Genomic DNA, 22,597 nt, shown 5'->3' with positions numbered 1-22,597 from the left:
CTCAGTCCCGGCGCTGACCCCGCAGCGCGCGCAGCACCTCAGGGTCGACGTTGCGGCGCCTGAGGCGCACCGGTCGAGCGGTCACGGTGCCGTCGACCACGGTGAGTTCCGCCGGTGCGTCGATGCGCAGCTCCTCCGGGGCATCCGAAAACCGCAGTCGTGCCGCCCGATCGGGCCCCGCCTCCTCGCGCAGCACTCGCTCCCGTGCGGCCTCGCCACCCGCCGCCGAGAACTCGTCGTCGACGCCGACGAACGTGTGGCCGTGTACCGCACGCCCGGTGCCGGGGTCGTAGAGGATGCTGGTCTGCTGGCGCGTTTCGGTCCGATCGCTGCTCGCCGTCTCGTCGATCATCGATCCGCTCCTCACCAGAAGTTGCGGGAGACGCGCCCGCGCGCGAACGAGTTGGCCACGAACATGCGCACACTCACGCTCGTGACGCCGTCACGGGCGACCACGGGCGGGCCGCCGTCGCCGAAGTTCTCGACACCACGGTCGCTCACGATCTGCGAGATGCCGAAGCGGGCGAAGGTGCCGTCGTCGTCATCGACGCTGTTCACCGACGTCAGTGCGACCTCGACGATCGTGCGTCCCGGATGCGTGACCTGGAACGTCCACGTGTGCGTGTAGACGCCGCTGCTCGACGCCCACGGCGAGTTCAACGATTGCCCGAGCATGACTCGGGTCTACCACTGGCCGCACACGACCGGAACGGCGCTTCACTGCCCGATGAGGCTCAGCACGTTGCCCGAAGGATCGCGGAACCACGCGATGTCGGGCCCCTGGCCCGACTTCGATCCCCACGCGATGCCGCGCTCGTCGGTGCCGAACGAATGCGGATCACGGTAGATCTTCGTCTCGACTCCAGCGGCGTTCAGCGCCTCGACCGCTGCGCCGATGTCGGGAACCTCGAAGTTCAGGATCGTGAACGACGCCGGTTCGTGGTCGTCCTTCGGATACACGAACACGCCCTGGCCCGAGGGCAGGGTGAGTCGCAACCCGCCCATCGAGTCCTGGACTCCCAGCCCGAGCGTCTCGCCGTAGAACCGCCGAGCCGCCTCGACGTCGTTCACGCTGAACCCCGGAAATGCATCGGCGATATCCACCATCGGGAACCCCTCTTCTCTGATGCGGCTCACTTTCGCACACGGCGACGTCGCCGTCGAGGGGTTGTGCCACCGCAGGTTGCGACCTCGTTCAATCGCGGGGGGCCTCGCCGTCGGCGACGACCGGATGGTCCTCATCGGCCGGCGGCGAGAACCCGGCTGCAGCGCCCGCTCCGGTGACGATGCCCGGCTCGAGCGACGCCGAATCGAGCGGATGCGCGAGCTCGTCGGCCCCGAGGCGTGCGATCGCCAGCGTCGCGAACGCGATCAGCGGAGGCACGAGTCCGGCGATGAGGAAGGCGGGCGCGAGGCCGATCACCTCGCCGATCGGCCCGGCGACCGCCATCGACACCGGCATGAGCGCGAGCGAGACGAAGAAGTCGAGGCTCGAGACCCGGCCGAGCATCGACGGCGGCACGCGGCGCTGCAGCAGGGTGCCCCACACGACCTGGGCGCCATCGAAGAGCACGCCCACGAGGAACAGCGCGATCACCATGACCCAGAGCTGGGACGTGTAGCCGATGATCGCGAGCGGCACGCATCCAACGCCCCACGCGAGGATCATGAGCGTGAGGTATCGGCGGGGCAGGCGGAATGACGCGACCGACAGCGATCCGACGGCCCCGCCCACGCCGAATGCCGCAAGCGCCAGCGCGAAGGCCCCGGCGCCTCCGCCGGTCTGGTCCTTCACGGCGAACGGCAGCAGCACCTCGATGGGTCCCATGATGAGGAACACGAGGAGGATCGAGAAGACGAGTGTCGCCAGGAGCCACTTGGTGCGCACGAGGTATGCGAACCCGTCGCGCAGGTCGAGGAACGACTGCCGCACGGGGTGCAGCACGATCTCGTTCGGGTCGCGCCGAACCGGGGTCGACCGCATGGCCACGAGCACGAGGGCGGCGACGACCTGCATGAGCGCCACGGCGGCGAATGCCAGCCATGGCCCCTGCAGCGCGATGAACGCGCTCGCGAGCGCCGGGCCGGCCGCCTGCATGACGGCGGGCCGCAGCACGCCCTCGATGCCGTTCGCGGCGAGCAGCTGCGAGCTCGGCAGGATCGCCGGCAGCCAGGCGGAGTAGGCCGGGTAGAAGAACCCGTCGGCGACGCCGAGCACGAACGAGATCGCCGCGATGTGCCAGACCTCGATGACGCCCGTCGCCGCGAGCACCGCCGCGACGGCGAACGCGGCCCCGCGCACGACCTCGACCGTGATGAGGATGCGTCGCTGCGGGATGCGGTCGGCGGCTACGCCGCCGATGAGCACGGCGAGCACGAGGCCGAGACTCGAACCCACCGCCACGAACGAGAGGTCGACCGGGCTGCCGTCGAGTTCGACGACCTGCCAGACCGCGGCCACGAGCCAAGCGCCCGCAGACAGCAACGACGCCGCGAGCGCGAGGGCGAGCAGCCGGTACTGGGCATCGCCGAAGGGGCGCAGGGCGCGCGGCAGTCGCTGGGGTTCGGTCACGCTCCCATTCTCGGGCGAGCCTCCGACGCGTGCGAGCCGAGGACGGTCAACGGTCGGTGTCGACCAGCCACTTCTCGACGAGGTGGTCGGCGACGATGCGACGGATCGTGCCGGACTTGCCGCGCAGCACGATCGACTCGGTGCGCACGATCGGGCCCTTCTTGCGCACGCCCTCGAGCAGTTCGCCGTCGGTCACGCCCGTGGCGACGAAGAAGGTGTTGTCGCCTCGCACGAGGTCGTCGAGCTCGTAGACCCGGTCGCAGTCGAGGCCCGCGGCCTCGCCGCGTGCCCGTTCGGCGTCGTCCTTCGGCGCGAGCACGCCCTGCATGAATCCACCGAGCGCCTTGATCGCGCAGGCCGTGGTGATGCCCTCGGGGCTGCCGCCGATGCCGACGCACATGTCGATGCGTGACTCGTAGCGGGCCGCGTTGATGCCGCCGGCGACGTCGCCGTCGCTCATGAGCCGCGTACCGGCGCCGGCCTCGCGGATGTCGGCGATGAGCTGCTCGTGACGATCGCGGTTCAGTACGGCGACGCGCAGCTCGCTCACGTCCTTGCCCTTGGCGGCGGCGAGCGCGCGCAGGTTCTCGCCGATCGGACGACGGATGTCGACGACGCCGATGCCCGTGGCATCCGTCACGATCTTGTCCATGTAGAACACCGTGGAGGCATCGAGCATCGTGCCGCGGTCGGCCACGGCGATGACCGAGAGCGCGTTGTGGCGGCCGGCGGCGGTGAGCGAGGTGCCGTCGATCGGGTCGACGGCGATGTCGCAGGCGGGGCCGCGCCCCGTGCCGACCCGCTCGCCGTTGAAGAGCATGGGCGCGGCATCCTTCTCGCCCTCGCCGATGACGACCACGCCGTCGAAGCTCACCGTGCCGAGGAACGCGCGCATCGCGTCGACCGCGGCGCCGTCGGCGCCGAGCTTGTCGCCCTTGCCGATCCAGGGGTACGAGCGGATGGCGGCCGCCTCGGTCGCCCGCACGAGTTCGAGCGCGATGTTGCGGTCGGGATGGCGGTACAGACTCTCGGCGTCCTGGCTCATCATCTTCGAGTGATCCTCCGGTGTCGGTGCGTGCGGCCCGCGCGGCCCGGTCGGGCCGTCGGCTCCGTTCGCGCTCCTCCTCAGCCTAGGCACGACGCTTACGGCCTCGTCGAAATCCGGGACAGTGCACGCAGAAAGAACGTTGTTTCTTAACCCGCTGTCAAGTCGGCGGCCACCAGCCCGAGCCCGCCACGGCCATCGAGACCGCCGTCGACGATGACGAGCGGCGCTGCAGCGGGGGCGAGCGCGCACGGCGTGACGGGGGCGATCACGATCAGGGCGGATGCCGTGCACAGCGCCTCGAGGCCGATGCCCGCCGCACGCGCGAGGCCGGCATCGGCATCCGATCCGTCGATGCGCTCGCGCTCGGCGTTCGACTGCGGCGCGAAGCGCGCGTGCATGACACCGCCGTGCGCGCGGACGAGCGCGGCCTCGAGCAGCCCTTCGGGCGCGCCCCCGATGCCGAGCAGCAGGTCGAGCGATCCGTCGGCCGAGGCCGCGTGCACGACGCGCTCGATGTCGCCGTGCTCGAAGCCGTGCACCTGCGCGCCCGCGGCGAGCACGGTCGCCGCGACGGCCGCGTTGCGCGGCCGCGTCTGCACGGCGACCCGCAGCGACGAGACGGGGCGTCCGTGCGCCGCGGCGAGCCGTGCGAGGTTCTCGGCGACCGGGAGGTCGAGCGCGAGGCCGGCATCGCGGCCGGCGGCGGTGCGCGCGTGCACGAGCTTGTCGAGGTAGAACGCGGGGCCGAGGTCCGCGAACCCGCCCGTCGGCGCGACCGCGAGGATCGCCATCGCCCCCGGCCTACCCGATGCCGCGAGCCGCGTGCCGTCGACGGGGTCGACGACGAGGTCGAGCGACGGCCCGTCGCCGGTGCCGAACCGCTCGCCCGGGTGCAGCATCGGGGCGTCGTCCTTCTCCCCCTCGCCCGAGACGACGCGGATGTCGGCGGGCACGCCCGCGAGCGCCGTGCGCAGCGCCTGCACGGCTGCCCCGTCGACCGCGTCGCCGTCGCCGCCGCCCACGAGGGGGCGAGCGGCGTCCGCCGCGGCGCGCACGGCGGCCGCGAGCGCCTGACGAAGCTCGGGCGAGAAGGTCGCCGCGGGCTGCTCGAATGCTGAGTCGGAGGTCACCGACCCATCTTCGCCCAGTCGCGGCATCCGCTGCTCGCAGCATGCAGGGGAACCCGCACGTGAGCACTCCTCGCGACCTCGGTAGACTTCACCTGAATCCTGTTGCCTTCCGAAGGAGCGCCATGCCCATCGCCACCCCCGAGCAGTACGCACAGATGCTCGACACCGCCAAGGCGAAGGCGTTCGCCTTCCCGGCGTTCAACGTCTCGTCGACGCAGACCCTCAACGCGGTGCTGCAGGGCCTCACCGAGGCCGGCTCAGACGGCATCATCCAGGTCACCACGGGTGGCGCCGACTACTTCGCCGGCCACACGGTCAAGGCGCGCGCCACCGGCGCCCTCGCCTTCGCCGCCGCCGCGCACGAGATCGCCAAGAGCTACCCCGTCACGGTCGCCCTGCACACCGACCACTGCCCGAAGCCCGCGCTGGAAGACTTCGTGTTCCCGCTGCTCGCCGCGTCCGAAGAGGCCGTCAAGGCCGGCGGCAACCCGATCTTCCAGTCGCACATGTGGGACGGCTCGGCCGTGCCGCTCGCCGAGAACCTCGAGATCGCGCAGCAGATCCTCCCCCGCATGAAGGCGATCAACGCCATTCTCGAGGTCGAGATCGGCGTCGTCGGCGGCGAAGAAGACGGCGTCAAGCACGAGGGCTCGAACGAGGCGCTCTACACGACCCTCGACGACGCGATCTCCACGGTCGAGGCGCTCGGCCTCGGCGAGCAGGGCCGCTACATGGCCGCCCTCACGTTCGGCAACGTGCACGGCGTCTACGCGCCCGGCAACGTCAAGTTGCGCCCGTCGCTGTTGAAAGACATCCAGGACGGCCTGCAGGCGAAGTACGGCACCGGCCCCAAGCCGCTCGACCTCGTCTTCCACGGCGGTTCGGGCTCGACCGACGCCGAGATCGCCGAGGCCGTGGCCAACGGCGTCGTGAAGATGAACATCGACACCGACACGCAGTACGCCTACACGCGGGCCATCGCCGACTACATGTTCAAGAACTACGACGGCGTGCTCAAGGTCGACGGCGGCGTGGGCAACAAGAAGCAGTACGACCCGCGCGCCTGGGGCAAGGTCGCCGAGACGGCGATGGCCGCTCGCGTGGTCGAGTCGACCCGTCAGCTCGGCTCCGCCGGCAACTCCATCTCGGCGTAGGGCGCACCGCATGACGCAGGACGAGGCCGCTCGCTCGAACGCAGCCGCAGGGCAGGATTCGCCCCCACCGGCTCGGCCGATCGACGAGCGGCCTCGTCCGCGCTACGGCGAGTACGCCCCCGAGGGGTGGACCTGGCAGCCGCCGGTCGATCCGAAGGCGGTTCCGGATGCCGCGACCGACGCTTCGGCGAACGGTTCGCCCGTGGCATCCGTGGGTGCACCGGGCGGGTCGCTCGCGCCGACTGCGGGCGCTGCCGGTGCCACCCCCGTCGTCGCGCACCCGAACGACCGGCTCTGGACCATCGCACTGCTCGTCTTCGGCGCGTTCGGGGTGGTCTACAACATCCTCACGCTCGTGCAGCTGCCCGCGACGGCCCTCGAGTCCGCGAAGCTGTCGTCCTCGATGCTCGGCGTCGACGGGCCGACGACGTTCACGCCCGGTCCGGCGGTGCCCGCGATCATCGCCGTGGGCGTGGCCCTGCAGTTGATCGCCTGGGTCGGGGCCCTGCTCTGGTCGCGCGCCCGCCTGCGTGCGGGGCGGCTCACCTGGTGGGTGCCGCTGCTCGCCGGCGTCGCGGCCTTCATCGTCGTCACGATCGTCGGCGTGCTGGTCTTCGCGAGCGACCCGGCCTTCCTGACCTCGCTCAGCACCGTCCCGCGGTAGGCCCCCCTCGACGGAGGCGCAGCCGCCCTACGCGGTGCGCGTGCGCCCGCCGAGGGCCCGCTCGTCGCGGTTGCCGGCGAGGTCGCGTCGCAGCTCCTTCGGGAGCGAGAACATCAGGTCTTCTTCAGCCGTCTTCACCTCGGCGACATCGGCGTACCCGGCATCGGAGAGCGCCTCGAGCAGCTCATGCACGAGCTCTTCGGGCACGGATGCCCCGCTGGTGACGCCGACCGTCTCGACGCCGTCGAGCCACTCCTGCTTCACCTCGCTCGCGTAGTCGACGCGATAGGCCGCCTTGGCGCCGTACTCGAGCGCGACCTCGACGAGGCGCACGCTGTTCGACGAGTTCGCCGAGCCCACCACGATGACGAGGTCGGCGTCCTGCGCGACCTTCTTGATGGCGACCTGGCGGTTCTGGGTGGCGTAGCAGATGTCGTCGCTGGGCGGGTCGGCGAGGTTCGGGAACCGCTCGCGCAGGCGACGCACGGTCTCCATGGTCTCGTCGACCGAGAGCGTGGTCTGCGAGAGCCACACGACCTTGTCGGGGTCGCGCACGTCGATGTTCGGCACGTCTTCGGGGCTGTTCACGATGGTGACGTGGTCGGGCGCCTCGCCCGCGGTGCCCTCGACCTCTTCGTGGCCCTCGTGGCCGATGAGCAGGATCTCGAAGTCGTCGCGCGCGAACCGCACGGCCTCGCGGTGCACCTTGGTGACCAGCGGGCAGGTCGCGTCGATGGCGTGCAGGCCGCGATCGGATGCCGCGTGCACGACCGCAGGCGAGACGCCATGTGCGCTGAACACGATGTGCGCGCCCGAGGGCACCTCGTCGACCTCGTCGACGAAGATCGCGCCCTTGGCCTCGAGCTCGGTGACGACGTGGATGTTGTGCACGATCTGCTTGCGCACGTAGACCGGCGCCCCGTAGTGCTCCAGCGCCTTCTCGACGGCGATGACCGCGCGGTCGACACCGGCGCAGTATCCGCGGGGGGCGGCGAGCAGCACACGCTTGTGTCCGGGGACGGGGATATCCTTGAGCCGGCCGCGCAGGCCGGGCACCCGCGGCATGCCGAGGCCGATCTTGGGGGTGGTGGTCGTCACGCTCCCATCCTACGCGGGGCCGGCTGGGCGACCGCCGACCACCACCCGCACGCAGACCCGAGGAGCCGACCCATGACGGATGCCGCGCCGACGCGAGACGCGCCATGGCCGGTCTCGACCCTCTCCGGCAAGCTCAAGGAGTGGATCGACCGGCTCGGCATGGTCTGGGTCGAGGGCGAGATCACGCAGTGGGGCGTCTCGGGCGGCAACGTCTACGGCAAGCTGAAGGACCTCGAGGTCGACGCGACCGTCTCGTTCACCATGTGGTCCTCGGTGCGGGCCAAGCTCTCCGAGCAGTTCAAGCAGGGCGATCACGCCATGCTGCTCGTCAAGCCCAGCTGGTGGGTCAAGGGCGGCTCGCTCTCGATGCAGGTCTTCGACATGAAGCACGTCGGGCTCGGCGACCTGCTCGAACGGCTCGAGAAGCTGCGCAGGCAGCTGGCCGCCGAGGGGCTCTTCGAGCTCTCCCGCAAGCGTCCGCTGCCGTTCCTGCCCGGCGTCGTCGGGCTCGTCACGGGCCGCGACAGCGACGCCGAGAAAGACGTGCTGCGCAATGCCAGGCTGCGGTGGCCGGCCGTGGAGTTCCGCATCGAGTACGCGACCGTGCAGGGCGACCGCACGCCCACCGAGGTGGCCAAGGCGATCCGGCTGCTCGACGCCGACCCCGAGGTCGAGGTCATCATCGTCGCGCGCGGCGGCGGCGACTTCCAGAACCTGCTCGGCTTCAGCGACGAGCGCGTGGTGCGCGCGGCCGCCGAGGCGACCACGCCCATCGTGTCGGCCATCGGGCACGAGGCCGATCGGCCGCTGCTCGACGAGGTCGCCGACCTGCGGGCCTCCACGCCGACCGATGCCGCGAAGCGCGTCATCCCCGACGTCACCGAAGAACTGGCCCGGGTCGACGCCGTCCGCGCCCGGCTCGGCATGCGCCTGGCCTCGATCCTCACCCGCGAACGCGACCGCATCGGGCACCTGCGTGCGCGGCCCGTGCTCGCCGACGGGTCGTGGATCGTCGACCGCCGCGCCGAAGAACTCACGCGCTGGGTCGCCCGCGGCTCCGAGCTCGTCGAACGCCACGTCGAACGTCAGAGCTCGCGCATCGGCGAGCTGCGCGGGCACCTCCGGGCGCTCTCCCCGCAGGCCACCCTCGACCGCGGCTACGCGATCGTGCAGGGCGGTGACGGCCATGTCGTGCGCGGCCCGCAGGGTGCGCCCGACGGCGCCGAGCTCGTCGTGACCCTCGCCGAGGGCACCATCGGCGCCCGCTCGCTCGGTGCGGTCGCCGCCGGCGCGACTCCGCAGGCGCCAGACGAGACCGGCACCGTGTCCGCACCCGATCCCGCCGCCGCCGAACCTGTCAGCGCCGCCGAATAGAATGGCCGACATGCCCCCCACCACGGATGTCTCCGAGCTGAGCTACGAGCAGGCGCGCGACGAACTCGTGCAGGTCGTCGCAGAGCTCGAGCAGGGCTCGGCCACGCTCGAGCACTCGCTCGCCCTGTGGGAACGCGGCGAGGCGCTGGCCGCCCGCTGCGAAGAGTGGCTCGTGGGTGCGAAGGCGCGGCTCGACGCAGCCCGCGCGAGCGCGAACGCCGGCGCCGCGGCATCCGACGGGGTCCACTGATGCAGACCAAGCCGCCGCCCGTCGTCGCCGAGCTCGGCCGACCTGAGACCGCCGAAGAGACGGCCGCCCGCAAGGCGAAGAACTCGCGCAACCATCGCGAGCGCCAGACCACGCGCAATCTCGTGTACGCCCTGATCGCGAGCCTCGCCGTGGTGCTCGTCATCGTGCTCGCGGTGCCGCGCAGCAACGACGCGATCGAGCGCGACGTCGACGTCGCCGCCGTCGCCGAGCAGGCGCAGGTCGCGACCGACGAATCTCTGGCCGTGCCCGAGCTGCCAGAGGGCTGGAGCGCGAACGCGGCAGAACTGCGTCGCAGCCAGACCGACGGCATCACCGCGTGGTACGCGGGCTACCTCACGCCGAGCAATGAGTACCTCGGGGTCTACCAGGGTCTCGACGCGAACCCCACCTGGGCCGCCGAACTGCTCGCCCGAACGCTCGCGACCGGCACCGTGCAGATCGACGGCGTCGACTGGACCATCTACGACAACCGCGACTCGACTGCCGACGTGGGCAACGCCCGATACGGGCTGACCACCGAGTCGGGCGACACGATCTTCGTCCTCATCGGCACCGCGACCGATGCCGAGTTCGCCACCATGGCCGCTGCGCTGACCTCCACGGTCGAGGCGCAGCGGTGAGCCGCCGCACGTGAACCGCCGCACTCCATGAGCCACCGCACCATCTGACCTTCGTCCATACCGAGGAGCCGCCGTGACCGAACCCTCCGCTCGACCCACCACCCCGGCCGACACGTGGCGCGAACTCCGCCGCGGCAACGAGCGGTTCGTCACCGGTGCCCCGGTGCACCCCCGCCAAGACGTCGAGCGGCGTGCATTCCTCAGTCAGGGCCAGCGTCCCCTCGTGGCCATCTTCGGGTGCAGCGACTCGCGACTTTCGGCGGAGATCATCTTCGACGTCGGCCTCGGCGACGCGTTCGTCGTGCGCAATGCGGGTCAGGTGATGTCCTCCTCCGTGGTCGGGTCCCTCGAGTACGCGGTCGGCGTGCTGGAGGTGCCCCTCATCGTCGTGCTCGGCCACGACGCCTGCGGAGCGGTGAAGGCCGCCATCGACTCCCAGGCCGCAGACGCCGAGCCGCTCCCGCCCCACATCGCGGGACTCGTCGACAACATCGTGCCGTCGGTGCGTCGCGTCGCCGGTGTCGACGCCGACGCGCCCGTCGATCCCTCCGAGGTCGACGCCGCCTACGTCGGACGCGAGCACCTGCGGGGCACCGTGTCACGACTCCTCGAGGAGTCCGAGATGATCAGCGACGCGATCGCAGCGGGTACGCTGGCCATCGTGGGCGCGAACTATCGCCTCGCAGAGGGCCGAGCCGACACCGACGTCGTCGTCGGACGGATCTGACGTCCTTCGAGGCATCCGCCCCTGATCACCCGCCCGCTGCACGAGACCCACGGGCACGCGAACCGGAAGGAAACACCCTGGTGGACAACACCGCCGACTACCGCATCGAACACGACACGATGGGCGAGGTGCGGGTGCCCGCGTCCGCCCTCTACCGCGCACAGACGCAGCGCGCCGTCGAGAACTTCCCGATCTCGGGCAAGGGCCTCGAGCCCGCCCAGATCGCCTCGCTCGCGCGCATCAAGAAGGCGGCGGCGCAGGCCAACGCGCAGCTCGGCGTGCTCGATCGCGACATCGCCGACGCCATCGTCGCGGCCGCCGACGAGGTCATCGCGGGCCGCCACGGCTTCGTCGAGCACTTCCCGGTCGACACGTACCAGACCGGTTCGGGCACGTCGTCGAACATGAACATGAACGAGGTCCTCGCGACCGTCGCCACGGCGAAGCTCGGCCGCGACGTGCACCCCAACGACCACGTCAACGCGTCGCAGTCCTCCAACGACGTGTTCCCGACCTCGGTGCACATCGCCGTCACGGCCGCGCTCATCGACGAGCTCATCCCGGCGCTCGACCACCTCGCGGTCGCGCTCGAGGCGAAGGCCGAGGCCTGGTCCGAGGTCGTCAAGGCCGGCCGCACGCACCTCATGGACGCGACGCCCGTCACGCTCGGCCAGGAGTTCGGCGGCTACGCCCGCCAGATCCGCCTCGGCATCGAACGCGTGCGCACCGCGCTCCCCCGCGTCGCCGAGGTGCCGCTCGGCGGCACGGCCGTGGGCACCGGCATCAACACGCCCGCCGGCTTCCCGCAGCTGGTCATCGAGCTGCTCCAGGCCGACACCGAGCTGCCGATCACCGAGGCGGCCGACCACTTCGAGGCGCAGGCCAACCGCGACGGACTCGTCGACGCGTCGGGCGCGCTGCGCACCATCGCGGTCAGCCTCACGAAGATCTGCAACGACCTGCGCTGGATGGGCTCCGGCCCCAACACCGGCCTCGGCGAGATCCTCATCCCCGACCTGCAGCCCGGCTCGTCGATCATGCCCGGCAAGGTCAACCCCGTCATCCCCGAGGCGGTGCTCATGGTCGCCGCCCGCGTCATCGGCAACGACGCCACGGTCGCGTGGGCCGGGGCATCCGGCTCGTTCGAGCTCAACGTGCAGATCCCGGTCATGGGCACCGCGCTGCTCGAGTCGATCCGCCTGCTGGCGAACGCCTCGCGCGTGCTCGCCGACAAGGCCGTCGACGGGCTCGAGGCGAACATCGACCGCGTCACCGCGCTCGCGGGCATGTCGCCCTCGATCGTCACGCCGCTGAACAAGCTCATCGGCTACGAGGCCGCCGCCAAGATCGCGAAGCACTCGGTCAAGCAGGGCGTGACGGTTCGCGAGGCCGTCATCGAGCTCGGCTACGTCGAACGCGGCGAGCTCACCGAGCAGCAGCTCGACACCGCGCTCGACCTGCTCTCGATGACGCGTCCGCCGCAGGCGAAGTAGGCTCGCCCACTCGCGCGCACATCACTCGAACGCCCGCCACGATCTCTCGTGGCGGGCGTTCGCGTGTTCGCAGGGCGGGCACACGCCGCATCACCCGAAACCGTTCACGACTCGAGCCGGAGCGGCGGCGGCAGGATGCGGAGCGCCGCAACGATGCCCGCCAGCATGCCCATGATCGACAGGGCGACGCCGGTGCCGGCGGCGTCCCCGCCGCTCGTCGCGAATGCGTCGGCGATGGACATGCCCATCGAGAACCCGGCGAGCCAGGCGCCGAGTCCGATGCCCGCGACCGCGACGAGCGCCGCGCGTGCCATCCGGCGTTCGTCGAGCCTGCGGAGGATGCCACGCGGCCCCACCAGGCCCGCGAGCAGGAGCACCAACGCCATCAGGATCCATCCCGACGCCCAGAATGCGACCATTCCGATCGCCGACGCGGGTGATTCGCCGCGCTCGGCCATCGTGGCGTAGATCCCGGTCAGCCCGAGCCCTGGCACCTTCGCGAGCGGATTCCACACGAGCACGTGCAGCACGACCGCCGCCGTCGCCGCAAGTACCGCTGCGGCACCGAGTACACCGGTGATGCGTCGCCCCATGCGTGCCGGAAGGCCCGGCGAGGTGCTGCGCCCACCGGGCCCTGCGGAGACCGGCGCCGTCATCGCCACCGCGAGCACGATGAATCCGAGCAGGAAGCCGAGCGTGAGGAATGCGGCGATGCCGGTGAACAGCACGACGACCACGAGCAGTGGCGCCGCGATCACGGCGATCACGCCGATCCAGGTCCTTCGACCGGTGGTGGCGCTCGCGCCCCTCGCACTCTGCACGATGCCGATCACGACGAGCGCGACGGTTCCGACGAGCAGGCAGACCCGCATGACCTCGGCCGAGGCGCCGGATGAGCCCGTCGTCAGGAACGTGCCGGTCGCGAGCAGCGCGGCCACGGTGAGCGCCGTCGCCGCCCAACGCAGGCGACGCCCTCCGGCTGCCGCGGACGGCATCTGGCGCGCCTCGGCACGCCGGATGCCCACGGCCGCCCGAAGGGCACCGAGCACGACGGGCGTGCGGCCGATGCCGAGTGACGCGGCGCCTTCGAGGTCTGCCCGCCACTCCTCGCGCCGCCGACCGGTCGAATCGCCGGACAGCGCCGCCGCGGCATCGACGAGGCGCTCCGAGGCGCTCATGCGCCGACGATCCGCGGCCGGGTGATCGAGCCCGCACTCGCCGCCGCACGCGACGCCGATGCGACCGCCTGCCTCGCTGCCGCGGCTCCGTCGGCCGAGAGCGAGTAGTAACGTCGCCTCGGGCCGCTCCGCGTGTCGTCCCGCTCCCACTCCGAAGTGAGCCAGCCTGCCCGCTCGAGTCGATCGAGCACGGGATACACGGTGCCCGCCGGCCGTTGCGCCGCCCGGATCACGGCGAGGCCCCAGACCGGGCCGTCTGCATCGAGCAGCGCGCGAAGCACGTCGCGCGTGGCATCCGTCATGCGGTTCAGCGGTTCCATGCCCGTACTCTAGCTATATCGAGATAGCGACGCCAGCCCCGCAACACGGCGACCGCACCGAATCAGGACGACGTCGCCGGATCAGGACGACGGCGCCGGATCAGGACGGGTTCGCGACATCCGTCCTGATCCGGGCACCTCGGCCTGATTCCGGGCCGCCAGGCCGCGGCCGCCCGGGCCGCCGGGCCGCGGCCTACGCCAGCTCGGCCCCGTCGAGCATCTCCGACACGAGCGCCGCGATGGCCGAGCGCTCCGAGCGGGTCAGCGTGATGTGCGCGAACAGCGGGTGCCCCTTGAGCGTCTCGATGACGGATGCCACGCCGTCGTGCCGCCCGACGCGCAGGTTGTCGCGCTGCGCGACGTCGTGGGTGAGCACGACGCGGGAGTTCTGGCCGACGCGCGAGAGCACGGTGAGCAGCACGTTGCGCTCCAGCGACTGCGCCTCGTCGACGATCACGAACGAGTCGTGCAGCGAACGACCGCGGATGTGCGTGAGCGGCAGCACCTCGAGGATGCCGCGATCGACGACCTCCTCGAGCACGTTGTCGGAGACGACCGACCCGAGCGTGTCGAAGACGGCCTGACCCCAGGGGTTCATCTTCTCGCCCTGGTCGCCGGGCAGGTAGCCGAGCTCCTGGCCGCCGACGGCGTAGAGGGGGCGGAACACCATGATCTTCTTGTGCTGCTGGCGCTCGAGCACCGCCTCGAGGCCGGCGCACAGCGCGAGCGCCGACTTGCCCGTGCCGGCGCGCCCGCCGAGCGAGAGGATGCCGATCTCGGGGTCGAGCAGCAGGTCGATCGCGAGCCGTTGCTCGGCCGAACGCCCATGCAGGCCGAACACGTCGCGGTCGCCCCGCACGAGCTTGACCTCGCGCTCGCCGACCACGCGCGCCAGCGCCGAGCCGCGATCGGAGTGGATCACGAGCCCGGTGTTGACGGGCACCCCCGCTGCCTCGGGCATCGTCAGGTGCTCGTGCTCGTACAGCTTGGCCATGTCGTTCGACCCGAGGGTGATCTCGCTCATGCCGGTCCACCCGGAGTCCAGTGCCAGCTCGGCGCGGTACTCCTGCGCGTCGAGGCCGATCGAGGCGGCCTTCACGCGCAGCGGCAGGTCCTTCGAGACCACCGTGACCGCGACGCCGTCGTTCGCGAGGTTCGCGGCGCAGGCGAGGATGCGCGAGTCGTTGTCGCCGAGCTGCAGCCCGCTCGGCAGCACCGAGGGGTTGGAGTGGTTCAGCTCGACCCGCAGCGATCCCCCGTCGCCGACGGGGATCGGGAAGTCCAGGCGCTCGTGCTCGATGCGCAGCTCGTCGAGGATGCGCAGCGATTGCCTGGCGAAGTACCCGATCTCGGGGTCGTTGCGCTTGGCCTCGAGTTCGGTGATCACGACGACGGGCAGCACCACCTGGTGCTCGGCGAATCTGAACAGCGCCCTCGGATCCGACAGCAGCACCGACGTGTCGAGCACGTACGTGCGCTCATCCTGCGCGGCACCGCTCGGCGACGCGGCATCCGGTCGCTGCTTGCGCCCGGTGGAGTTGGCGACGGACTTGGAGGTTTCGGTTGAGGCCACGACCGCTCCTGCCCCGAGCGTTTCCACTCGGCTCTCGCGCCGGCCGGCGAATCCTCCTACGAGCGCTTCACGAGCCGACTCGTTCGGGCACCTTGCCCGATGTGAGTGACGCTACGTCCGCCTGGCGGATTCCGGTCGACCGACACGCGCCATCGCCGACGACGACACGCAGTGTTCACATTCGAGCGGATGCCACGACCCGGCGGCACGGCACGAGCGAGCGGATGACACGACCCGGCGGCCGATCGTCGCGGGGTCGGCGCATCGCGGCTCAGTACGTCGCGACTCAGTACGTCGCGACCGTGCCGAACGAGATGAACGCCGCCCGCAGCATCTCGAGCGTCTCGCCGCCCGTGGCCGCGTGGGCGCTGAGTCGCACCTGGCCGAGCCGCGTGGTCGCGGTGACGCCGTGGTTGTGCAGCGACGCGGTGAGCAGGGTGACCTGGCTCTCTTCGGGCGGCTCGATGACGACGATGCCGGCCCGCTCGTGCTCGTTGCGGGATGAGACGACGGCGAACGCGAACTCGTCGGCGAGGTCGACGATGCGGCTGACGTTCTCGGCCACGGCCGCGTTCACGGCGGGCACGCCGACCTCGGCGAGCTCTTCCATGCCGGCGGCGAAGCGGGCCTGGGCGATCGGGTCGGGGTTCGTGATGCGGAACGCCTTCGCGCCGTGCGCCGGCGGCGGCACGAAGCCCCAGGGTTCCTCCTCCTCAGTGCCCGAGTACCCGGAGAACACGGGCGTGAGCCGGTCGATCGCGCGCTCGGAGAGCGCCATGAACCCGGTGCCCCAACCGGAACGGCACCACTTCTGGCCGCCGGTGACGACCACGTCGGCCGCCTGCCATGGGGCATCGACGACACCGAACCCCTGGATCGCGTCGACGATGAGGAGCCGGTCGCCGATGACCTGCCGGATGCCCTCGATGTCGCAGAGGTACCCGGTGCGGGAGTCGACGAGGCTGACGGCCACGGCGACGACGCCGGTCTCGATCTGGTCGCGGATCTGGCCCGGCGTGACCTTGCCGTGGTCGGTCTCGAGCCAGACGGGCTGCACGGTGTGCAGCGCCTCCTGCGCGCGCACCGCGGCGATCGGCACGCTCGGGAACTCGTCGGGCGAGAGCAGCACGCTGCCGGTGAGGCCGAACATCGCGTGCATGAGGCCGCTCGTCGTGTTCGGCGTGAAGACGATCTGCTCCGCCGGGAACCCCGTCAGGGCGGATGCCGCGTCGCGCACGCGCGCGTCCTGCTCGGCGAAGACGCCCAGTCCGCCGTGGCGGACGCGCTCGAGCACATGCGTGAGGGCATTGCCCTCCTCGGCCGCGGCCTTCGACAGCGGACCGAACCGGCCGTAGTCGAGGTATCCGGGTTCCTCGCCGAACCCGTCGACGAATGCGTCGATGCCCATTCGTTCCTCCTTCTCCGAGCGCTATCTTGGCAGACGCGCGGGTCGCGCGGTGGTGACCGGTCTCAGTGCCTGGTCAGCCGCCGAAGCGCCGGTGCCGGCGGGAGTAGTCGCGGATCGCCCGCAGGAAGTCGACCTGCCGCAGATCGGGGCCGAGCGCCTCGACGAAGTAGAACTCGCTGTGCGCCGCCTGCCAGAGCATGAAGTCGCTGAGGCGCTGCTCGCCGGAGGTGCGGATCACGAGGTCGGGGTCGGGCTGCCCCCCGGTGTAGAGGTGCTCGCCGATGAGGTCGGGCGTGAGGCGTTCGGCGAGATCGTCGAGGCTGCCGCCCTCGGCGTGATGCGCGGCGACGATCGAGCGCATGGCGTCGGTGATCTCTTTTCGGCCGCCGTACCCGACGGCGAGGTTCACGTGCATGCCGCGCTTGTCGGCCGTGCGGTGCTCGGCCGCGTCGAGCGCGGCGACGAGCGGTTCGGGCAGGCCTGCATCGGACCCCACGTGCTGCACGCGCCAATCGCGGTAGTGCGAGAGCTCCTCGGCGAGCTCGGCGATGATCTCGATGAGCGCCGAGAGCTCGTCGGGCGCCCGATTGCCGAGGTTGTCGCTCGAGAGCAGGTAGAGCGTCACGACCTCGATGCCGAGGTCGTCGCACCACTCGAGGAACTCGCGCATCTTCGCCGCGCCCGCGCGGTGGCCGTGGGCCGCCGTGTCGTACCCGAGCTGCTTGGCCCAACGACGGTTGCCGTCGATGATCATCGCGACATGCCGTGGCAGCGCGGCCGGCTCGAGTCCGCGTCGCAGCCGACGCTGATACAGGCGGTAGAGGATGCCGCGACCGAGGGGCTGATCGCTGGATTGCACGCCGCTACACTACCGCGCCGAGGGCCCGCACACTCACAGCCGCCCGTGACCCGGCTGGCTCTACGCTGTGACCATGAGCCCTGAGCGCCGCCGCGAATCCGACGATCTCGCGCACCAGCTGAGCGAGCCCGTCGCGCCTGAAGACACGGCCGACGCCTCGATCTCGCGTGCCGATCACGGACCCGACCTGCCGAACATCCCGCTGCTCGACGACGCGATCTCGCATCCCGCAGAAGAGATCAAGCCGACCTGGCGCGGCTGGATCCACGCCGGCACGTTCCCGTTCACGATCATCGCCGGCATCGTGCTCATCGTGCTCGCCGAGGGCGCTCCCGCGAAATGGGCGTCGGCGGTCTTCACGCTCACCTCGATGCTGCTGTTCGGCAACTCCGCGCTCTACCACCGCTTCGACTGGAAGCCGAAGACGAAGCTGGTCCTGAAGCGCATCGACCACGCGAACATCTTCCTGCTCATCGCCGGCACCTACACGCCGCTCGCGATCCTCGCCCTTCCCCCCGAGAAGGGTTGGCTGCTGCTCTCGATCGTGTGGGCCGGCGCCCTCGTCGGCATCGGCTTCCGCGTGTTCTGGATCACGGCCCCGCGCTGGCTCTACGTGCCGCTCTACCTGCTGCTCGGCTGGGCCGCGGTCATGTACCTCGGCGACCTGCTCGCCGTGAGCGTCGCGATGATGGTGCTCATCGTCGTCGGCGGCCTGCTCTACTCCGTCGGCGCGGTCGCCTACGCGTTGAAGAGGCCCAACCCGTGGCCGGGCCGGTTCGGCTTCCACGAGATCTTCCACACCTGCACGGTGCTCGCGTTCATGTGCCACTGGACGGCGACGCTCATCATCGCGATGGCACCGGCCTACCACCTCGGCTGAGGGCGCAGCACCCGAGCGGATGCCGCGTGCACGGCGTGAACCGCCCGCGGGCGTCGAGCCGCGTCGGCGTTCAGCGCCCGGGGTTCTCGCCGTCGTCTGAATCCGCGCCCGAGGCATCCGCGGTGCCATCGCCCGACACGTCGGCGCCCGACAGGTCGGCGGCGGCGCGCTCGGCCTCGGCGAGCTCGTTCTCGGCGATCTCGCGCGCGAGCTCCTCGCGCACCTCGGCACGGTAGTTCGTGCGACGGATGCGGCGCGTCATGTCGATGACGAGCAGGGTCACGGCGACCATGATGCCGAACGTGATGACGAAGCCCCAGACGCCCGGCGTGACGGTGTTGGGGTCGAATTCCTTGTCTTCTGCACGCACGACCGACGTGATCGCGAGCAGGGCGGTCGCAGCGCTCACCGGCTCGACCGGCCCGAGGTCGACGACCGGCCCAAGGTCGACGGGCACAGGCTCGACCTCTGGATGGAACTGACGGACACGGAGCGCATCGGGACTCTCTTCCACCGCGATTTCGGCGTCGCGGCGCGGGTTAGGCTTGGGTTGCAATCCTAGACGATCCGACCCTCGAGGAATCCGAGTGCCCTCCCCCGCAGCAGCCCAGCCGGCCGAGCCCGAGCGGCTCGCGGCACGGTACGGCCGCACGCGCAAACGCCGCACGCGCGAACTCGCCATGCTCATCATCGCGGGCGTCGCGTTCGCCGCCGTGCTCATCTCCTGGGTCGTCTGGGCGGGCCTCGACGGGCAGCAGGCGAGCGTGCAGGCCACCGACACCGAGCACGTCGTGCACAACGACGCACGCAACGTCGAGGTCACCTGGACCCTCTCGGTTCCCGCCGGCGAGACCACGGCCTGCGCGATCAAGGCGCTCGACGACGACTTCACGGTCGTCGGCTGGACGGTCGTCGAGATCCCCGCGTCCGAGCTCAACCTGCGCAGCCTCACCGAGACCGTGCGCACCGCGCGCGATGCCGCGACGGGTTTGATTTCGAGCTGCTGGCTCACCTAACATGGGTCATTCGCCTCGACAGTCGTCGGGGCGTCACGTCTATATGGACGCGGTCTCCGGAGCGCGTCACCCGCAGGAGGGCACCATGGCGCAGGACGCCACCGTCACCTGGCTCACGCAGGACGCGTACGACCGTCTGGCCGGCGAGCTCGAGCAGCTCTCGACCACCGGTCGTGAAGAGATCGCCAAGCGCATCGAGTCCGCGCGTGAAGAGGGCGATCTGAAGGAGAACGGCGGCTACCACGCCGCCAAAGACGAGCAGGGCAAGATCGAGGCCCGCATCCGTCAGCTGAAGGAACTGCTGCGCAACGCCGAGGTCGGCGACGCGCCCGAGTCGACGGGCGTCGTCGAGGCCGGCACGGTCATCACCGCGGTCATCGCCGGCGACGAAGAGACCTTCCTCATCGGCAGTCGCGAGATCGCGGGCGACTCCGAGCTCGATGTCTGGAGCACGCAGAGCCCGCTCGGCGCCGCGATCCTCGGCCTGAAGGTCGGCGACAAGACGAGCTACACCGCCCCCAACGGCCGCGAGATCGCGGTCGAGGTCACCGGCGTCGAGACCTGGGGCGGCCAATAGGCCCCCAGCTCTGCGCACCAACGCGAAACGGCCCGGCAACTGCCGGGCCGTTTCTGCATGACCTGAGCTACTTCGAGGCTCGCGCTACTCCGAGATGAGCCGCGGTTCGTACCCGGCGCGGCGCAGCACGTCGACCACGAGGGCGCGGTGCGCCGGCCCGCGCGTCTCGACCGAGAGCCGCAGCGCGACCTCCGAGATCTGCAGCCCGGATCCGTGCCGCGTGTGCAGCACCTCGATGACGTTCGCGTTGGCCTCGGCGAGCAGTTCGGCGATGCGCGCGAGCTGGCCGGGGCGGTCGGGCAGGCCGATCTCGAGCGTGAGGTACCGATCGGATGCCGCGAGACCGTGCGCGATGACGCGCTGCATGAGCAGCGGGTCGATGTTGCCCCCCGAGAGCAGCGCGACGATCGGGCCGTCGGAGTGGATCTCCCCGCTCAGCAGCGCCGCGACGGAGACGGCGCCGGCGGGCTCGACGACGAGCTTGGCGCGTTCGAGCAGCACGAGCAGCGCCCGCGCGATGTCGTCGTCGCTGACCGTGATCACCTCGTCGACGGCCGCGCGGATGACCTCGAACGTCAGGTCGCCCGGGCGGTAGACCGCGATGCCGTCGGCGATCGTCGGCACGACCGGCACCTGCACGGGGTGCCCGGCGGCGAGCGAGGGCACGTACGGCGAGGCGTTGGCGGCCTGCACCCCGATGACCCGCACCGTGCGCCCCTCGAGCGCCGCGCGCTGCTTGATCGCGCTCGCGACGCCGGCCGCGAGACCGCCGCCGCCGATGGGCACGACGATGGTCGCGGCATCCGGAACGTCGTCGAGGATCTCGAGGCCGAGCGTGCCCTGTCCGGCGATGACGTCGGCGTGGTCGAACGGCGGGATGACGACGGCACCGGTCTCGTTCGAGAACGCCTGCGCGGCCTCGAGCGTCTCGCCGATCGAGTCGCCGTGCAGCACGACGTCGGCGCCGTAGGCCCGTGTGGCGTCGAGCTTGGGCAGCGCGACGCCGACGGGCATGAAGATGGTCGCGCGGATGCCGAGCTCGCGCGCGGCGAACGCCACGCCCTGGGCGTGATTGCCGGCGGATGCCGCGACGACGCCGCGCTCGCGCTCCTCGGCGCTCAACGCGGAGAGCCGGTTGTAGGCGCCCCGGAGCTTGTAGGACCCGGTGCGCTGGAGGTTCTCGCATTTGAGGTGCACGGGGGCGCCCACGGCGTTCGCGAGGAACCGCGAGGACTCCATGGGCGTGTGGCGCGCAACGGCCTGGACCGTCTCGCGGGCGCGTTCGAAGTCCGCGAGGGCGGGCCCGGGGATGGTGCTGATCACGCGTTCATTCTCCTCGTTGGTAGCCGGGGCGTTGCGGCACGGTGCGCCAGAGCGGCGACGTGGGCACGACCGGTGGGCCGGCGGACTGCTTCCAACTGCCACCGGCGACGAAGTTGACCATGACGTTCAGCACGGCCGCGATCGGCACGGCGAAGAGCGCGCCCGGGATGCCGGCGAGGAAGGAGCCCGCGGCGACGGCCAGCACGACCCCGAGCGGATGCACCTTGACCGCGGTGCCCATGATGAGCGGCTGCAGCACGTGGCCCTCGATCTGCTGCACGAGCAGCACGACCGCGAGCATGATGACGGCGGGCCAGAAGCCGTTGTAGACGAGCGCCACGAAGACCGCGAGCGCGCCGGTGACGACCGCGCCCACGATGGGGATGAAGGAGCCGAGGAACACCAGGATGGCGATCGGCACGGCGAGCGGGACCTGCAGGAAGAACGCGCCGAGGCCGATGCCGATCGCGTCGATCGTGGCGACGAGGATCTGCACCTTCACGAAGTTCTGCAGCGTGGTCCACCCGGCGATGCCCGCGCCGTCGACCGCGGCGCGCGCCTTGCGTGGGAAGACCCGCACGACCCAGCCCCAGATGCCGCGCCCGTCGATGAGGATGAACAGGGTCGCGAAGAGCGCGAGCAGCGTTCCGGCGAAGAAGTGCCCGAGCGTCGACCCGACCGAGAGCGCCCCACTGACGAGGATTCCGCTGTCGGCCTGTGCCGCCGACACGATCTGGTCGGCGAACCCGTTGAGCTGCGCCTCGCTGTAGTGGAGCGGTCCGTCGGTGAGCCAGGCGCGGAACTCGTTCCAGGCCACGACGGACTGGGCGGCGAGCTCGTCGAACCCGCGGACGATCTGCCAGATGCCGAGCGTGAGCAGGCCCCCGACGACCGCGAGCGCACTCAGCATCGCGACCGTGATCGCGAGCCACTTGGGCCAGCCGTGCCGCCGCAGGAGGCTCGAGAACGGCACGAGCAGCGCGGAGATGAGCACGGCGACGAGCATCGGGATGACGATGTAGCGCAGCTGGATGACGAGGAAGACGAGCACGGCGACGACGCCGCCGACGAGCAGCAGGCGCCAGGACCAGGCGGCCGCGAGGCGCATGCCGTACGGGATCGCGGCACGCACGTCGTCGACCGGCGGTTGTGCGGCCGGTTCGGCCGAGGGCCGCTGCTCCGGCGCGCGTTCGATCGCGCGTCTCCTGCCGACGAACCTGCCCCGACCCTGGCCCATCGCTCCAGTCTAGGCGCGGGGCATGCGCCGGGCGGCATGCGTTCTGTCGGTGGCCGCCGGTAGTGTTCTGGCACC

25 protein-coding genes are annotated in these 22,597 nt (G+C 70.9%); 10 read left to right on the top strand and 15 right to left on the bottom strand.

Going from position 1 to position 22,597, the window contains the following annotated elements; translation table 11 throughout:
• Position 1 precedes the first annotated feature (1 nt).
• The 6 genes from AC3IPY_RS07145 to AC3IPY_RS07120 form a co-directional block, all read right to left on the bottom strand.
• The gene (locus tag AC3IPY_RS07145; RefSeq protein ID WP_489187670.1) at positions 2 to 352 is read right to left on the bottom strand and encodes a hypothetical protein; all 351 of its coding nucleotides are present in this window, start codon (positions 350 to 352) and stop codon (positions 2 to 4) included.
• Positions 353 to 363: 11 nt separating this feature from the next.
• On the bottom strand, positions 364 to 675 hold the full coding sequence (locus AC3IPY_RS07140; protein ID WP_489187668.1) for a hypothetical protein: 312 nt from the start codon (positions 673 to 675) through the stop codon (positions 364 to 366).
• A 42-nt stretch (positions 676 to 717) separates the two neighbouring features.
• Entirely contained in the window at positions 718 to 1,107 is a 390-nt protein-coding gene (locus tag AC3IPY_RS07135) for a VOC family protein (RefSeq protein ID WP_489187667.1), read from the bottom strand.
• Positions 1,108 to 1,195: 88 nt separating this feature from the next.
• Positions 1,196 to 2,572, bottom strand: a complete 1,377-nt coding sequence (locus AC3IPY_RS07130; RefSeq protein WP_489187666.1) for an MFS transporter — start codon at positions 2,570 to 2,572, stop codon at positions 1,196 to 1,198.
• Between the two features lie 46 nt (positions 2,573 to 2,618).
• On the bottom strand, positions 2,619 to 3,620 hold the full coding sequence (gene glpX, locus AC3IPY_RS07125; protein WP_489187664.1) for a class II fructose-bisphosphatase: 1,002 nt from the start codon (positions 3,618 to 3,620) through the stop codon (positions 2,619 to 2,621).
• A gap of 146 nt (positions 3,621 to 3,766) precedes the next feature.
• Positions 3,767 to 4,750 (bottom strand): fructose-bisphosphatase class II, encoded by a 984-nt coding sequence (locus tag AC3IPY_RS07120; RefSeq protein WP_489187663.1) that lies wholly within the window; start codon positions 4,748 to 4,750, stop codon positions 3,767 to 3,769.
• A gap of 122 nt (positions 4,751 to 4,872) precedes the next feature.
• On the opposite strand from AC3IPY_RS07120, the gene fbaA reads away from it, so the two are divergent.
• Together fbaA and AC3IPY_RS07110 are read left to right on the top strand one after the other, a co-directional pair.
• Positions 4,873 to 5,904 (top strand): class II fructose-bisphosphate aldolase, encoded by a 1,032-nt coding sequence (gene fbaA / locus AC3IPY_RS07115; RefSeq protein WP_489187662.1) that lies wholly within the window; start codon positions 4,873 to 4,875, stop codon positions 5,902 to 5,904.
• Positions 5,905 to 5,914: 10 nt separating this feature from the next.
• On the top strand, positions 5,915 to 6,568 hold the full coding sequence (locus tag AC3IPY_RS07110) for a DUF6264 family protein (protein WP_489187661.1): 654 nt from the start codon (positions 5,915 to 5,917) through the stop codon (positions 6,566 to 6,568).
• A gap of 27 nt (positions 6,569 to 6,595) precedes the next feature.
• On the opposite strand, the gene AC3IPY_RS07105 is transcribed toward AC3IPY_RS07110, so the two are convergent.
• Complete coding sequence (locus AC3IPY_RS07105; protein WP_489188270.1) at positions 6,596 to 7,633, bottom strand: 4-hydroxy-3-methylbut-2-enyl diphosphate reductase; 1,038 nt, start codon at positions 7,631 to 7,633, stop codon at positions 6,596 to 6,598.
• A gap of 105 nt (positions 7,634 to 7,738) precedes the next feature.
• On the opposite strand from AC3IPY_RS07105, the gene xseA reads away from it, so the two are divergent.
• The 5 genes from xseA to AC3IPY_RS07080 all read left to right on the top strand — a co-directional run bounded on the left by xseA (position 7,739) and on the right by AC3IPY_RS07080 (position 12,151).
• Entirely contained in the window at positions 7,739 to 9,040 is a 1,302-nt protein-coding gene (gene xseA / locus AC3IPY_RS07100; protein WP_489187659.1) for an exodeoxyribonuclease VII large subunit, read from the top strand.
• 10 nt (positions 9,041 to 9,050) lie between these two features.
• On the top strand, positions 9,051 to 9,290 hold the full coding sequence (locus AC3IPY_RS07095) for an exodeoxyribonuclease VII small subunit (protein WP_489187658.1): 240 nt from the start codon (positions 9,051 to 9,053) through the stop codon (positions 9,288 to 9,290).
• Positions 9,290 to 9,931: a DUF4245 family protein gene (locus AC3IPY_RS07090; protein WP_489187656.1), complete on the top strand. Its 642-nt coding sequence runs from the start codon at positions 9,290 to 9,292 to the stop codon at positions 9,929 to 9,931. Before AC3IPY_RS07095 ends, AC3IPY_RS07090 begins: the two co-directional genes overlap by 1 nt.
• A 73-nt stretch (positions 9,932 to 10,004) precedes the next feature.
• A complete protein-coding gene (locus AC3IPY_RS07085; RefSeq protein ID WP_489187655.1) occupies positions 10,005 to 10,658 on the top strand; it encodes a carbonic anhydrase in 654 nt (217 codons plus the stop codon).
• A gap of 119 nt (positions 10,659 to 10,777) precedes the next feature.
• Complete coding sequence (locus tag AC3IPY_RS07080; RefSeq protein ID WP_489188268.1) at positions 10,778 to 12,151, top strand: class II fumarate hydratase; 1,374 nt, start codon at positions 10,778 to 10,780, stop codon at positions 12,149 to 12,151.
• Positions 12,152 to 12,255: 104 nt separating this feature from the next.
• Here AC3IPY_RS07080 and AC3IPY_RS07075 read toward each other — a convergent pair whose 3' ends face one another.
• The 5 genes from AC3IPY_RS07075 to AC3IPY_RS07055 form a co-directional block, all read right to left on the bottom strand.
• Positions 12,256 to 13,329, bottom strand: coding sequence for a hypothetical protein (locus tag AC3IPY_RS07075; RefSeq protein WP_489187653.1), 1,074 nt, complete (start codon positions 13,327 to 13,329; stop codon positions 12,256 to 12,258).
• Positions 13,326 to 13,649 (bottom strand): PadR family transcriptional regulator, encoded by a 324-nt coding sequence (locus AC3IPY_RS07070; protein ID WP_489187652.1) that lies wholly within the window; start codon positions 13,647 to 13,649, stop codon positions 13,326 to 13,328. Before AC3IPY_RS07070 ends, AC3IPY_RS07075 begins: the two co-directional genes overlap by 4 nt.
• A 193-nt stretch (positions 13,650 to 13,842) precedes the next feature.
• The gene (gene phoH2 / locus AC3IPY_RS07065; protein ID WP_489187651.1) at positions 13,843 to 15,222 is read right to left on the bottom strand and encodes an RNA 5'-3' helicase PhoH2; all 1,380 of its coding nucleotides are present in this window, start codon (positions 15,220 to 15,222) and stop codon (positions 13,843 to 13,845) included.
• Positions 15,223 to 15,508: 286 nt separating this feature from the next.
• A complete protein-coding gene (locus tag AC3IPY_RS07060) occupies positions 15,509 to 16,630 on the bottom strand; it encodes an aminotransferase class V-fold PLP-dependent enzyme (protein ID WP_489187650.1) in 1,122 nt (373 codons plus the stop codon).
• Between the two features lie 73 nt (positions 16,631 to 16,703).
• A complete protein-coding gene (locus AC3IPY_RS07055; protein ID WP_489187649.1) occupies positions 16,704 to 17,489 on the bottom strand; it encodes an isoprenyl transferase in 786 nt (261 codons plus the stop codon).
• A gap of 73 nt (positions 17,490 to 17,562) precedes the next feature.
• Between AC3IPY_RS07055 and trhA the strand changes: the two genes are divergently transcribed.
• Positions 17,563 to 18,369 (top strand): PAQR family membrane homeostasis protein TrhA, encoded by an 807-nt coding sequence (gene trhA, locus AC3IPY_RS07050; protein WP_489187647.1) that lies wholly within the window; start codon positions 17,563 to 17,565, stop codon positions 18,367 to 18,369.
• A 70-nt stretch (positions 18,370 to 18,439) separates the two neighbouring features.
• On the opposite strand, the gene AC3IPY_RS07045 is transcribed toward trhA, so the two are convergent.
• Positions 18,440 to 18,826 (bottom strand): hypothetical protein, encoded by a 387-nt coding sequence (locus AC3IPY_RS07045; protein WP_489187645.1) that lies wholly within the window; start codon positions 18,824 to 18,826, stop codon positions 18,440 to 18,442.
• 130 nt (positions 18,827 to 18,956) lie between these two features.
• On the opposite strand from AC3IPY_RS07045, the gene AC3IPY_RS07040 reads away from it, so the two are divergent.
• Together AC3IPY_RS07040 and greA are read left to right on the top strand one after the other, a co-directional pair.
• Positions 18,957 to 19,385 (top strand): DUF4307 domain-containing protein, encoded by a 429-nt coding sequence (locus AC3IPY_RS07040; protein ID WP_489187643.1) that lies wholly within the window; start codon positions 18,957 to 18,959, stop codon positions 19,383 to 19,385.
• Positions 19,386 to 19,470: 85 nt separating this feature from the next.
• A complete protein-coding gene (gene greA, locus AC3IPY_RS07035; RefSeq protein ID WP_489187641.1) occupies positions 19,471 to 19,962 on the top strand; it encodes a transcription elongation factor GreA in 492 nt (163 codons plus the stop codon).
• An 84-nt stretch (positions 19,963 to 20,046) separates the two neighbouring features.
• Here greA and ilvA read toward each other — a convergent pair whose 3' ends face one another.
• The gene (gene ilvA, locus AC3IPY_RS07030; protein WP_489187639.1) at positions 20,047 to 21,285 is read right to left on the bottom strand and encodes a threonine ammonia-lyase; all 1,239 of its coding nucleotides are present in this window, start codon (positions 21,283 to 21,285) and stop codon (positions 20,047 to 20,049) included.
• A gap of 4 nt (positions 21,286 to 21,289) precedes the next feature.
• Positions 21,290 to 22,522, bottom strand: a complete 1,233-nt coding sequence (locus tag AC3IPY_RS07025; protein ID WP_489187638.1) for an AI-2E family transporter — start codon at positions 22,520 to 22,522, stop codon at positions 21,290 to 21,292.
• Between the last annotated feature and the right edge of the window lie 75 nt (positions 22,523 to 22,597).

This window comes from Agromyces sp. GL_144 (assembly GCF_057834305.1).
This window is presented reverse-complemented; position numbering and strand designations above follow the sequence as displayed.